Annotated in this window: 23 protein-coding genes; all 23 read right to left on the minus strand. The window is 34.5% G+C overall.

Features of this window, described 5'->3' with window-relative positions; all coding sequences use genetic code 11:
* Nucleotides 1–5: 5 nt before the first annotated feature.
* The 23 genes from secY to tuf all read right to left on the minus strand — a co-directional run bounded on the left by secY (nt 6) and on the right by tuf (nt 12,072).
* Nucleotides 6–1,283, minus strand: coding sequence for a preprotein translocase subunit SecY (gene secY / locus CURI_RS11225; RefSeq protein ID WP_014968382.1), 1,278 nt, complete (start codon nt 1,281–1,283; stop codon nt 6–8).
* A 1-nt stretch (nt 1,284) separates the two neighbouring features.
* Entirely contained in the window at nt 1,285–1,731 is a 447-nt protein-coding gene (gene rplO / locus CURI_RS11230; RefSeq protein ID WP_014968383.1) for a 50S ribosomal protein L15, read from the minus strand.
* Nucleotides 1,732–1,763: 32 nt separating this feature from the next.
* On the minus strand, nt 1,764–1,940 hold the full coding sequence (gene rpmD / locus CURI_RS11235; protein ID WP_014968384.1) for a 50S ribosomal protein L30: 177 nt from the start codon (nt 1,938–1,940) through the stop codon (nt 1,764–1,766).
* 13 nt (nt 1,941–1,953) lie between these two features.
* Nucleotides 1,954–2,460 (minus strand): 30S ribosomal protein S5, encoded by a 507-nt coding sequence (rpsE, locus tag CURI_RS11240; RefSeq protein WP_014968385.1) that lies wholly within the window; start codon nt 2,458–2,460, stop codon nt 1,954–1,956.
* Nucleotides 2,461–2,477: 17 nt separating this feature from the next.
* Nucleotides 2,478–2,840, minus strand: coding sequence for a 50S ribosomal protein L18 (gene rplR / locus CURI_RS11245; RefSeq protein WP_014968386.1), 363 nt, complete (start codon nt 2,838–2,840; stop codon nt 2,478–2,480).
* A 22-nt stretch (nt 2,841–2,862) separates the two neighbouring features.
* Nucleotides 2,863–3,402, minus strand: coding sequence for a 50S ribosomal protein L6 (rplF, locus tag CURI_RS11250; RefSeq protein ID WP_014968387.1), 540 nt, complete (start codon nt 3,400–3,402; stop codon nt 2,863–2,865).
* 35 nt (nt 3,403–3,437) lie between these two features.
* Complete coding sequence (gene rpsH, locus CURI_RS11255; RefSeq protein ID WP_014968388.1) at nt 3,438–3,836, minus strand: 30S ribosomal protein S8; 399 nt, start codon at nt 3,834–3,836, stop codon at nt 3,438–3,440.
* Between the two features lie 32 nt (nt 3,837–3,868).
* Nucleotides 3,869–4,054, minus strand: coding sequence for a type Z 30S ribosomal protein S14 (locus CURI_RS11260; RefSeq protein WP_014968389.1), 186 nt, complete (start codon nt 4,052–4,054; stop codon nt 3,869–3,871).
* 25 nt (nt 4,055–4,079) lie between these two features.
* The gene (gene rplE, locus CURI_RS11265) at nt 4,080–4,622 is read right to left on the minus strand and encodes a 50S ribosomal protein L5 (RefSeq protein ID WP_014968390.1); all 543 of its coding nucleotides are present in this window, start codon (nt 4,620–4,622) and stop codon (nt 4,080–4,082) included.
* A 29-nt stretch (nt 4,623–4,651) separates the two neighbouring features.
* A complete protein-coding gene (rplX, locus tag CURI_RS11270) occupies nt 4,652–4,960 on the minus strand; it encodes a 50S ribosomal protein L24 (protein ID WP_014968391.1) in 309 nt (102 codons plus the stop codon).
* Nucleotides 4,961–4,976: 16 nt separating this feature from the next.
* The gene (gene rplN / locus CURI_RS11275) at nt 4,977–5,345 is read right to left on the minus strand and encodes a 50S ribosomal protein L14 (protein ID WP_014968392.1); all 369 of its coding nucleotides are present in this window, start codon (nt 5,343–5,345) and stop codon (nt 4,977–4,979) included.
* 30 nt (nt 5,346–5,375) lie between these two features.
* Nucleotides 5,376–5,630 (minus strand): 30S ribosomal protein S17, encoded by a 255-nt coding sequence (gene rpsQ, locus CURI_RS11280; RefSeq protein ID WP_014968393.1) that lies wholly within the window; start codon nt 5,628–5,630, stop codon nt 5,376–5,378.
* 32 nt (nt 5,631–5,662) lie between these two features.
* Nucleotides 5,663–5,866: a 50S ribosomal protein L29 gene (gene rpmC / locus CURI_RS11285; RefSeq protein ID WP_014968394.1), complete on the minus strand. Its 204-nt coding sequence runs from the start codon at nt 5,864–5,866 to the stop codon at nt 5,663–5,665.
* Nucleotides 5,856–6,299, minus strand: coding sequence for a 50S ribosomal protein L16 (rplP, locus tag CURI_RS11290; RefSeq protein WP_014968395.1), 444 nt, complete (start codon nt 6,297–6,299; stop codon nt 5,856–5,858). The genes rpmC and rplP overlap by 11 nt, the downstream gene beginning before the upstream one ends.
* Nucleotides 6,300–6,329: 30 nt before the next feature.
* Nucleotides 6,330–7,004: a 30S ribosomal protein S3 gene (gene rpsC, locus CURI_RS11295; protein ID WP_014968396.1), complete on the minus strand. Its 675-nt coding sequence runs from the start codon at nt 7,002–7,004 to the stop codon at nt 6,330–6,332.
* Between the two features lie 20 nt (nt 7,005–7,024).
* Nucleotides 7,025–7,360, minus strand: a complete 336-nt coding sequence (gene rplV / locus CURI_RS11300) for a 50S ribosomal protein L22 (RefSeq protein ID WP_014968397.1) — start codon at nt 7,358–7,360, stop codon at nt 7,025–7,027.
* A 19-nt stretch (nt 7,361–7,379) separates the two neighbouring features.
* Nucleotides 7,380–7,664, minus strand: a complete 285-nt coding sequence (gene rpsS / locus CURI_RS11305; RefSeq protein WP_014968398.1) for a 30S ribosomal protein S19 — start codon at nt 7,662–7,664, stop codon at nt 7,380–7,382.
* Between the two features lie 33 nt (nt 7,665–7,697).
* Complete coding sequence (gene rplB / locus CURI_RS11310; RefSeq protein ID WP_014968399.1) at nt 7,698–8,543, minus strand: 50S ribosomal protein L2; 846 nt, start codon at nt 8,541–8,543, stop codon at nt 7,698–7,700.
* 32 nt (nt 8,544–8,575) lie between these two features.
* Nucleotides 8,576–8,866, minus strand: coding sequence for a 50S ribosomal protein L23 (rplW, locus tag CURI_RS11315; protein WP_014968400.1), 291 nt, complete (start codon nt 8,864–8,866; stop codon nt 8,576–8,578).
* Nucleotides 8,866–9,489, minus strand: coding sequence for a 50S ribosomal protein L4 (gene rplD / locus CURI_RS11320; protein ID WP_041701800.1), 624 nt, complete (start codon nt 9,487–9,489; stop codon nt 8,866–8,868). The genes rplW and rplD overlap by 1 nt, the downstream gene beginning before the upstream one ends.
* A gap of 28 nt (nt 9,490–9,517) precedes the next feature.
* Entirely contained in the window at nt 9,518–10,147 is a 630-nt protein-coding gene (gene rplC / locus CURI_RS11325) for a 50S ribosomal protein L3 (RefSeq protein ID WP_014968402.1), read from the minus strand.
* A 96-nt stretch (nt 10,148–10,243) separates the two neighbouring features.
* Nucleotides 10,244–10,555 (minus strand): 30S ribosomal protein S10, encoded by a 312-nt coding sequence (rpsJ, locus tag CURI_RS11330; protein ID WP_014968403.1) that lies wholly within the window; start codon nt 10,553–10,555, stop codon nt 10,244–10,246.
* A 323-nt stretch (nt 10,556–10,878) separates the two neighbouring features.
* Entirely contained in the window at nt 10,879–12,072 is a 1,194-nt protein-coding gene (gene tuf / locus CURI_RS11335) for an elongation factor Tu (protein ID WP_014968404.1), read from the minus strand.
* Nucleotides 12,073–12,087: the final 15 nt, after the last annotated feature.

Consider the following 12,087-nt stretch of genomic DNA (forward strand, 5'->3'; position numbering starts at 1 on the left):
AGTTTTTATTTATTTAAGAAACCTTTATAATGTCTCATAAGCATTTGTGCTTCTAATTGTTTTACGGTTTCTATAACTACACCTACAACTATAAGTATACCAGTTCCACCAAAATGAATATTTAGTTTAACTATAGCTTCTATTATAACTGGAAGTGTTGCTATTATCGCTAATGCTATTGCACCAGCAAGTGTTATTCTTGAAACAACCTTACTTAAATAATCTGATGTTGGTTTGCCTGGTCTTATCCCAGGTATAAATCCACCATTTTGTTTTAAGTTGTTCGAATATTCGATCGGGTTAAATTGTATAGCTGTATAAAAATACGTAAAGAATATTATTAGTAATACGTTTAATATTGAGTATATCCATACTCCTACAGTTCCATTAAGTGATAGATATTTGTTAACAAAATCAGCAAATCCACCTTTAAAGAATAGTGCTATTATTTGTGGAAATTGTAATAATGATGTTGAAAAGATTACTGGAATAACTCCTGCCATTAATACTTTCATAGGTATATGTGTACTTTGTCCTCCATACACTTTTCTTCCTACTACTCTTTTTGCGTATTGAACTGGAATCTTTCTTTGTCCTTCTTGGATCATTATAACACCTACTATAATTGCTAAAGCTATTATTAAAAATGCTATTACTGCAATTATATTTGCTTGACCTGCTTTTACTGCACTAAACATTTTTATCAAACCTTCTGGTGCTCTAGATACAATACCAACAAATATTAGTAATGAGATACCATTACCTACTCCTTTTTCAGTAATTTGCTCTCCCAACCACATAAGAAATGCTGTACCAGCAGTTAATACGATAATTACAACCGCGATAGATAAAAAATCATCTTTTATTAGCGCTTGTCTAAAGAAACCTATACTTATACCAGCTGCTTGTATTGCTGCAAGTACAATAGTAAGATATTTGGTGTACTGCGATATTTTCTTTCTGCCTTCTTCGCCTTCTCTACTCAATTCTTCTAGACTAGGAATAGCTATTGTAAGTAGTTGTAATATTATCGATGCTGTAATGTATGGGTAGATATTTAGCGCGAAGATAGTAAAGTTCTTGAATGCTCCTCCTGCCATTAAGTTAATGAAATCTAATAGCCCTCCTGCTTGACTATCAAACATCTGAGCTATTACACTTCCATTAATCCCAGGAACAGGAATGCTAGATCCCACTCTATAGATAAATAACATCATTAATGTGAATATCATTTTCTTTCTTAGTTCTGGGACCTTCCAAGCATTTTTAAGAGTTGATAGCAATTTAAATCACCTCTACCTTTCCTCCGTTTGCCTCAATCTTTTCAGTAGCTGATTTACTGAATTTACTAGCTTTAATAGTAAGTTGTTTGTTTAATTCACCGTTTCCTAACACTTTTACTCCATCAAATAGTTTGTTGATTAATCCACTCTCAACTAGTAATTCTGGAGTTACTTCTGTATTAGCTTCAAATTTTTCGTTTATATCTCCTATATTAACTATAGCGTATTTTTTAGCAAATATGTTTGTAAATCCTCTTTTAGGTAGTCTTCTATATAAAGGCATTTGTCCACCTTCAAATCCAGGTCTTACTCCTCCACCTGAACGTGCGTTTTGACCTTTATGTCCTTTACCAGCAGTTTTTCCTTGTCCTGATCCAGTACCTCTACCTAATCTTTTTGTAGACTTACTTCCACCACCTACGTTTGGGCTCATTTCGTGTAATTTCATGTATCTTACACCTCCTCTTCGTAAAATATATCTTATTCGATAACTTGAACCATATGACTAACTTTATCTATCATACCTCTTATTTGAGGAGTATCTTCTTTTTCAACTGTCTGACCAATCTTTCTTAGTCCAAGAGCTTCTATTGTAGCTATTTGTTTTTTTGATCTTCCAATTTTACTTCTCGTTAATTTTATTTGTATTTTAGCCAAGGTATTTCCCCCCTTAACCTAGTAATTCCTCTACAGATTTTCCTCTTAGCTTAGCAACTTCTTCTGCTCTTTTTAATTGTCTTAGAGCTTGCATAGTTGCATTAACCATGTTTCTAGGATTACTAGTTCCTAATGATTTTCCTCTTAAATCTCTTATACCAGCTAACTCTATAACAGCACGAACTGGTCCTCCAGCTATAACTCCAGTACCTTCTGAAGCTGGCTTAAGTAATACTTTTCCTGCTCCAAAGTCTCCTATAGTCTCATGCGGTATAGTAGTTCCGATAGTTGCAACTTTGATTATATGCTTTTTAGCATCTTGTATTGCTTTTCTTATAGCTTCAGGAACTTCTAATGCTTTAGCCATTCCTACACCAACGTGACCATTTTCATCACCAACTACTACCAAAGCACTAAATCTAAAGTTCCTACCACCTTTAACAACTTTAGTTACACGATTTATGCTTACAACTCTTTCTTTTAAATCTAATGAGTTAACATCTATAAGTTCGCGGTTCATTATTTCCCCTCCTTCGTCTAGAATTTTAATCCAGCTTCTCTTGCACCTTCTGCAAGTTCTTTAACTCTTCCGTGATATAAATATCCTGCTCTATCAAATACAACTGTTTCAATTCCTTTTTCTAAAGCTTTTTTAGCTACTAATTTACCAACTTCTTTAGCAGCTTCCTTGTTTCCAGTTGATGATAGGTTTAAATCTTTTTCTAATGTAGAAGCTGAAACTAATGTTTTTCCAGCAACATCATCAATAACTTGTGCATATATGTGGTTAAGACTTCTATAAACATTTAGTCTTGGTCTCTCAGGAGCTCCACTTACAGTCTTTCTAATTCTTAATTGTCTTTTTTGTCTCTTTTTATTGCTGTTCACCTTTTTAAGCACCTGTTATCACTCCTTTCCTATCCTACTTACCTGTCTTACCTTCTTTACGTCTTACTACTTCATTTTCGTATCTAACACCTTTTCCTTTATATGGTTCAGGTTTTCTTAATTCTCTGATTATTGCAGCATAGTTTCCAACTTGCTCTTTGTTGATTCCACTTACGATAATCTTTGTGTTAGTTGGAACCTCTACACTTATTCCTTGTGGATCTTCCATTTCTATTGGATGTGAAAATCCTAAGTTTAATACTAATTTGTTTCCTTGTTTTTGAGCACGATACCCAACTCCAACTATATCTAAAGCCTTTGTATATCCGTTTGTTACACCTTCAATCATATTAGCGATTAGTGTTCTTGATAGTCCGTGTAACGCTCTATGTTCTTTTCTATCTGTTGGACGAGCTACAGTTATTGTATCGTCTTCTCTATTTATCGTTAAATCTTTGCTTATTTGTTGTTCTAATGTTCCTTTTGGTCCTTTTACCACTACCTTGTTGCTAGCATCAACGCTAACTTCTACTCCAGCTGGAACAGTTATTGGCTTTAATCCTATCCTTGACATAGCTGCACCTCCTATTCTTAAGTGTCACTTAGTTATTACCACACGTAGCAGATTACTTCTCCGCCTAGTTTTGATTTTCTCGCTTCTTTATCAGTCATGATTCCTTTTGATGTTGAAAGGATTGCTATTCCTAGACCTCCTAGAACTCTCGGAATCTCATCACTTTTAACGTATACTCTTAATCCTGGTTTAGATATTCTTTTTATACCAGTGATTATCTTGTTTTTATCTTCTCCGTATTTAAGTTGTACTCTTATAATACCTTGCTTACCGTCTTCGATTACATCTAACCCTTTTATAAAACCTTCTTCTAATAAAATGTTTGCTACAGACTTTTTCATATTAGAAGCTGGAATATCTACAGTCTCGTGTTTAGCATTACTACCATTTCTAACTCTTGTAAGCATATCTGCTATTGGATCTGTCATAACCATTACAGTCTACCTCCTTCCATTTTAACAACCTATTACCAACTTGCTTTTCTAACCCCTGGAATTTGTCCTTTATATGCTAATTCTCTGAAGCAAATACGACAAATTCCATATTTTCTTAAATAAGCGTGAGGTCTACCGCAAACTTTACATCTGTTATATTCTCTCGTAGAATATTTTTGCGTTTTTTGTTGTTTAATAATCATAGCTTTTCTAGCCATTCATTTTCCCTCCTTTTTCCCTTTTTTACTTTTTAAAAGGCATTCCCATTAGAGCTAAAAATTCTTTGGCTTCTTCATCTGTATTAGCTGTTGTTACAACTATAATATCTAGACCTTTTATAGAATCCACTTTATCATAATCAATTTCAGGGAAAATTAATTGCTCTTTTACTCCTAAAGCATAGTTTCCTCTTCCGTCGAACGAAGTAGATGAAACTCCTCTAAAGTCTCTAACTCTTGGTAAAGAGATATTCATTAACTTATCGAAGAATTCGTACATCTTTTCTCCTCTTAAAGTTACTTTTGCTCCTACTGGCATACCCTCACGAAGTTTAAAGTTCGCTACCGATTTTCTTGCTTTTGTTACTATAGGTTTTTGTCCTGTTATAATTCCTAATTCTTCAACAGCTGATTCTAGTATTTTTGGGTTCTCTCTAGCTTCCCCAAGACCCATGTTTAATATAATTTTTTCTATTTTAGGAACTTCCATAACACTTTTATATTTGAATTTTTCCATTAATGCTGGTATTACTTCATTGGAATATTTTACTTTAAGACGTGTAGTCATATTTATTGACCTCCCTTCACCTAAAAATCTTAGTCTAAAATTTCACCACATTTAGCGCATACTCTTGTTTTTTTACCGTTCTCTATTTTATGTCCTATTCTTACGCCTTTTTTCTCTTTATTGCAATATAGCATTACATTTGAAGCGTGAATAGCACCTTCTTTTTCAATTCTTCCACCTTGTTGCATTTGTTGGCTAGGCTTCTTATGTTTTACAACAATATTAACACCTTCAACAACTACTCTATCTTTTTTAGGCATAGCTGTTAAAACTTTACCTACTTTACCTTTGTCTTTTCCTGATATAACAACTACTGTATCACCTTTTTTAACATGCATTGAGTTACACCTCCTCTTATAGTACTTCAGGTGCTAATGATATTATTTTCATGAAGTTTCCTTCTCTTAACTCCCTAGTAACTGGTCCAAAGATACGAGTTCCCACTGGAGACTTATCGTCCTTTATAATAACTGCAGCATTTTCATCGAACTTAATGTAGCTTCCATCTTGTCTTCCTACACCTTTTTTTGTTCTAACTACAACAGCTTTAACTACGTCTCCCTTTTTAACAACACCACCTGGTGTTGCACTTTTAACTGAGGCAACTACTATATCCCCTACATTAGCATATTTTCTTCTAGATCCACCTAAAACTTTAATTACTAATAACTCCTTCGCTCCAGAGTTATCTCCTACTCTTACACGTGTTTCCGTTTGAATCATTATGATACCCTCCTTTCACAACCGTAAGGATTATTTTGCTTTCTCTAATATTTGTACTAATCTCCATCTTTTCTCTTTACTTAACGGTCTAGTCTCCATTATTTTTACTGTGTCACCTATTCCACACTCATTATTCTCATCATGAGCCTTAAATTTAGTAGTTCTCTTTACTTGTTTTCCGTATAGTGGGTGTGATACAAGAGTCTCTACTGCAACAACTACAGTCTTTTCCATTTTATCACTTACAACACGTCCAACTCTAACTTTTCTATTTCCTCTTTCCATTTAACTAGCCCTCCTTTCATTCAACTACGCTACTATGCATTAACTTCTTTTATTTCTCTTTCTCTTATAAGAGTTTTTACACGGGCAATATCTTTTCTAACTGATTTTATTCTCATAGGGTTATCTAATTGACCTGTAGCTAATTGAAATCTTAAGTTAAATAGTTCTCCTTTTAATTCTGCTAATTTATTCCCTAATTCTTGAGGCGTCAATTGACGTAATTCATTAGCTTTCATTAGCTTCACCACCCTCTTCACTTGCATCTTGTCGAGTGACAAACTTGCATTTAATTGGTAACTTGTGCATAGCCAGTCTCATAGCTTCTCTAGCTATTTCCTCTGATACACCAGTCATTTCAAACATTATTCTTCCTGGTTTAACTACTGCCACCCAATATTCTGGTGAACCTTTACCTGAACCCATACGTGTTTCAGCTGGTTTTTGTGTTACTGGTTTATCTGGGAATACCTTTATCCAGATTTTTCCCCCTCTTTTAACGTATCTTGTCATTGCTCTTCTGGCAGCTTCTATTTGATTAGATGTTATCCAAGCAGGCTCTAGTGCCTGTATTCCATAATCTCCGTAAGTTATCGTATTTCCACGAGTAGCTTTACCTGTCATTCTGCCTCTGTGAACTCTACGACGTTTTACTCTTTTAGGCATTAACATGTCTAATTCCTCCCTTCCTACGCATTGTAACTATTCTTTATCTGTTCTATCTTCCTCTTTTGATACTACCTTTGAAGTAGGAAGAACTTCACCTTTATATAACCATACTTTAACTCCGATTTTTCCGAAAGTTGTATCTGCCTCAGCAAATCCGTAATCTATATCTGCTCTTAATGTTTGTAGTGGTATAGTTCCTTCGCTATAGCCTTCTGTTCTAGCCATATCAGCTCCACCTAATCTTCCTGAAACAGCAGTTTTTATACCTTTTACTCCAGATCTCATACTTCTTTGAATCGCTTGTTTCATAGCTCTTCTGAAAGAAATTCTTCTTTCTAATTGGCTAGCTATATTTTCAGCTACTAATTGAGCATCTTTTTCTGGAACTTTTATTTCTTCAACATTAACAGTAACTTTCTTGTTACTTAGCTTTTCTAGCTCTTTTCTAACTTCTTCTACTCCTTGACCGCCTTTTCCTATTACCATTCCCGGTTTAGCAGTATTTATAGTAACTTTTATTCTGTTAGCTGCTCTTTCAATCTCAATTCTTGATATTCCAGATATAAATAACTTCTTTTTAAGATATTTACGAATTTTATTATCTTCTACTAAAAGATCTCCAAATTCTTTTTTATTAGCATACCATTTCGAATCCCAGTCTTTTATAACACCAACTCTAAGTCCGTGTGGATTTACTTTCTGACCCATACTTATCCCTCCTTCTTTTCCTATTCTCTTTCTGCAACTACTATGCCTACATGGCTCGTTCTTTTTAATATTGAGTATGCTCTACCTTGTGATCTTGGTCTCCATCTCTTAAGTGTTGGACCTTGGTTAGCATATGCTTGTAGTACATATAAGTTTTCTCTATCTAAATCTAAATTATTTTCCGCATTGGCAACTGCTGATTTTAGAACTTTTTCTAATTCTTTAGCCCCTCTTTTTGGTGTAAACTTTAGTATAGCAAGTGCTTCATCTATGTTTTTACCTCTTATTTCAGCTGCTACTAAGTTCACCTTTCTTGGTGCAATACGCACATATTTGGCGATAGCTCTAGCTTCCACTCTCGGTTCCCTCCTTTATCTATCTTAATGAAGTTGATCTTTCCGTTTGACCAGCGTGTCCTTTAAATGTTCTAGTAGGAGCAAACTCTCCTAGCTTGTGACCAACCATATCTTCTGTTACATAAACTGGTACATGCTTTCTTCCATCATGAACAGCTATAGTGTGTCCTATCATCTGTGGAAAAATAGTTGAACGACGTGACCATGTTTTAATAACTTGTTTATCATTTTTCTCATTTAATGCTTCTACCTTTTTCATTAAATGATCATCACAAAATGGTCCTTTTTTTAGAGATCTACCCATCTAAGTTCCTCCTTTCAGCACATCTTTTTTAATTTAAGCAATTAGAAAATTATTTTTTCTTCTTCTAACGATGTACTTATTCGATTTTTTGTTTTTCTTACGAGTCTTATATCCAAGCGCTGGTTTACCCCATGGAGTAAGTGGACTTGGCATTCCTATTGGTGTTCTACCTTCACCACCACCGTGAGGGTGATCGTTAGGGTTCATAACACTACCTCTAACAGTTGGTCTGAATCCTAGATGTCTAGTTCTTCCCGCTTTACCAATTGTTATTAACTCGTGATCTTTATTTCCTACTTGACCAATAGTAGCTCTACATTCAACTCTCACTAATCTAAACTCTCCTGAAGGAAGTTTAATTTGTGCATAATTTCCTTCTCTAGCCATTAATTGTGCTGAGTTTCCTGCTGATCTTACTAATTGACCACCTTTTCCAGCTTTTAATTCAATATTATGAACAACTGTACCTACTGGTATGTTTTTAAGTGGTAATGCATTTCCTACTTTTATATCCGCATCTACACCTGATTCTATCATATCTCCCACTTTTAATCCGTTTGGAGCAAGAATATATCTTTTTTCACCATCTGCATAGTTTATTAAAGCTATGTTAGCTGTTCTATTTGGATCATACTCTATAGAAGCAACTTTTCCAGGTATACCATCTTTATTTCTTTTGAAGTCTATTATTCTATACTTTCTTTTAGCCCCACCACCTCTGTGGCGTACAGTTATTCTACCATGAGCATTTCTACCAGCTTTTTTACTCAGACTAGTAAGTAATGACTTTTCAGGTTCTGTTTTAGTTATTTCTTCAAAAGTTGAAACTGTCATTTGTCTAATACCTGGCGAAGTTGGTTTAAACTTTTTAATACCCATTATGTTCCCTCCTCTTACTTAGTGTCTAAACATTACATTCCTTCAAAGAATTCTATGCCTTTGCTGTCTGCAGTTAAAGTTACTATTGCTTTTTTCCAGTCAGCTCTTTTACCAACATGAACTCCCTGTCTTTTAACTTTACCTTCCATATTCATAGTGTTAACTTTTTCAACCTTAACACCAAATACTTTTTCAACAGCTGATTTAATTTCAGTTTTGTTTGATTTTTTATCAACCACGAAAGTATATTTACCTTCCGCCATATCATTCATACTTTTCTCAGTAACTACTGGTTTGATGATAATGTCGTGTGGGCTACGCATTATGCATACACCTCCTCCACTTTTTTAACAGCGTCTTTAGTTATTATAAATGAGTCATGCTTTAATATATCATAAACATTTAAAGTGCTAACAAGAGTAGTTTCAACTCCTGGAATGTTATTAGCTGATTTTACAACATTTTCGTCTTTATCAGCTGTAACTATTAATACTTTTTTCGCTGAATTAATATTCTTTAATATACTTGTCATTTCTTTAGTTTTTGGAGCGTTTAAAACTAACTCATCTAAAACTATTATTTCATTATTAGCAACTTTTGAACTTAAAGCAGATTTCATAGCTAATCTTCTTACTTTTTTAGGTACTTTGTAACTGTAATCTCTTGGCTTTGGAGCAAATACAACTCCACCACCTACCCATTGTGGTGCTCTTGTACTTCCTTGACGAGCTCTACCAGTTCCTTTTTGTCTCCAAGGTTTTCTTCCTCCACCTCTTACTTCTGCTCTAGTTTTAACAGATTGAGTTCCTTGTCTTTTATTTGCTAATTGATTTTTAACTACTTCGTATAGTACGTGTTGGTTAACTTCAACTCCAAATATAGAATCATTTAACTCTATATCTCCTACTTGCTCACCTGTAACATTATATAAAGCTACCTTTGGCATTTTGTTTCCTCCTTTCATGAAAACTTAATTACTTAGATTTGATACTTTGTTTTATTGTTAGTAGTCCACCTTTAGGTCCTGGAACTGCACCCTTAACTAAGATGTAGTTTTTATCTGCATCTACTCTTACTACTTCTAAGTTTTGTACTGTTACTTTCGCATTTCCCATATGTCCTGGTAATTTTCTTCCTTTAAATACTCTTCCAGGGTAAGTAGCTGCCGATAATGCTCCTACTCCTCTGTGGTATTTAGAACCATGACTCATAGGTCCTCTACTTTGATTATGTCTCTTAATAGAACCTTGGAATCCTTTACCTTTTGATATTCCTGCTATATCAACTTTATCTCCTGCAGCAAATACATCAGCTTTTATTTCCTGTCCTACTTCATAAGCATCTGTATCAGATACTCTAACTTCTTGTAAAACTTTTTTATAAGCTATATTCGATTTATCAAAATGACCTTTTAAAGGTTTATTGATTTTTTTCTCTTTAACTTCTCCATAACCAACTTGAATAGCACTATAGCCATCTATGTCGTTTGTTTTCTTTTGAGTAACTACTACTGGTCCTGCCTCTATCACTGTAACCGGTATAACATTACCTTCTTCAGTGAATATTTGAGTCATACCTATTTTTTTACCTAATATACTTTTCATAACAAACACCTCCTAATGTCTTACAGCGGATTACACTATTGTAATCATACTAAGCAGAGTGTTTTTTATATGCTCTACTTATGTTAACTGAATAAATTATAATTTAATTTCGATATCCACACCAGCTGGTAGATTAAGTCTCATTAATGAATCTACAGTTTTTGGTGTAGGACTTAGAATGTCGATTAATCTCTTATGAGTTCTTTGTTCGAATTGCTCTCTTGAATCTTTATATTTATGAACCGCTCTTAAGATAGTTATTACTTGTTTTTCAGTAGGTAGTGGTATTGGTCCAGATACACTAGCTCCTGTTCTTTTTGCAGTTTCAACAATTCTTTGTGCTGATGAATCTAATATTTCATGATCATAAGCTTTTAATCTTATTCTTATTTTTTGTTTGTTTGACATTTTAAAGTTCCCTCCCTCTATCGCATGTTTTTCTTTACATACGACAATGATTGCCGATACACTCAACCGGGTGTGTTGTAATTTGATTGAGAAGACAACTTGTCGCCCGATTCTAAGCCGGACATTCTCAACAAAAATTCCCTTAAGTAAATTAAGCAACCTTTTGTCTCATCGCATGTCAACTGCATACCATAGTATTTTATATCAATACTAGACAAAACTCAAGCCTTTTTTAAAACTTTTTTGAGTTTTTTACTATATTTTTCTCGACATTAATAAAGAAGGGGAAAAACCCCTTCTTTTTATATTGTTTTTACAGAAAATTATTTTAATATTTTAGAAATAACTCCTGATCCTACTGTTCTTCCACCTTCACGTACAGCAAATCTTAATCCTTCTTCCATTGCTATTGGTGATATTAACTCTATTGTAAATTTAGCGTTATCTCCTGGCATTACCATTTCTACGCCTTCTTCTAATTTTATTGATCCTGTTACGTCTGTTGTTCTGAAGTAGAATTGTGGTCTATATCCATCGAAGAATGGTGTATGTCTTCCTCCCTCTTCTTTGTTTAGTACATATACTTCTGCTTCAAAGTGTGTATGTGGTGTTATACTTCCTGGTTTAGCTAATACTTGACCTCTTTGGATATCTTCTCTTTGAACACCTCTTAATAGTGCTCCGATGTTATCTCCTGCTTGTGCATCGTCTAGTAATTTTCTAAACATTTCTATTCCTGTACAAACTACTGTTCTTGATTCTTCTGCTATTCCTACGATTTCTACGTTGTCTTGTACTTTTAGTACTCCTCTTTCTACTTTTCCTGTTGCTACTGTTCCTCTTCCTGTGATTGAGAAGATGTCTTCTACTGGCATTAGGAATGCTTTGTCTGTATCTCTTTCTGGTGTTGGAATTGTTTCATCTACTGCTGCCATTAATTCTAAGATTTTGTCTCCCCACTCGCTTGATGGATCTTCTAATGCTTTTAATGCTGATCCTACTACTATTGGTGTATTATCTCCATCGAATTCATATTCGCTTAGTAGTTCTCTTACTTCCATTTCTACTAACTCGATTAATTCTTCGTCATTTACCATATCTGCTTTGTTTAGGAATACTACTATTGTTGGTACCCCTACTTGTCTTGATAATAGTATATGCTCTCTTGTTTGTGGCATTGGACCATCTGCTGCTGAACAAACTAATATAGCTCCGTCCATTTGTGCTGCTCCTGTTATCATGTTCTTAACGTAGTCAGCATGCCCTGGACAGTCAACGTGTGCGTAGTGTCTGTTTTCTGTTTCATACTCTACGTGTGATGTTGATATTGTTATTCCTCTTTCTCTTTCCTCTGGTGCTTTATCTATGTTGTCGTATGCTATTCCTTCTCCTGTACCTAATCTTGCGTGTAGTACTGTTGTTATTGCTGCTGTTAACGTTGTTTTACCGTGGTCAACGTGTCCTATTGTTCCTATATTTACGTGTGGCTTACTTCTTTCAAATTTTGCTTTTCCCATTTTTCAATTCCTCCT

Source organism: Gottschalkia acidurici 9a (assembly GCF_000299355.1).
Classification (GTDB): Bacteria; Bacillota; Clostridia; order Tissierellales; family Gottschalkiaceae; genus Gottschalkia; species Gottschalkia acidurici.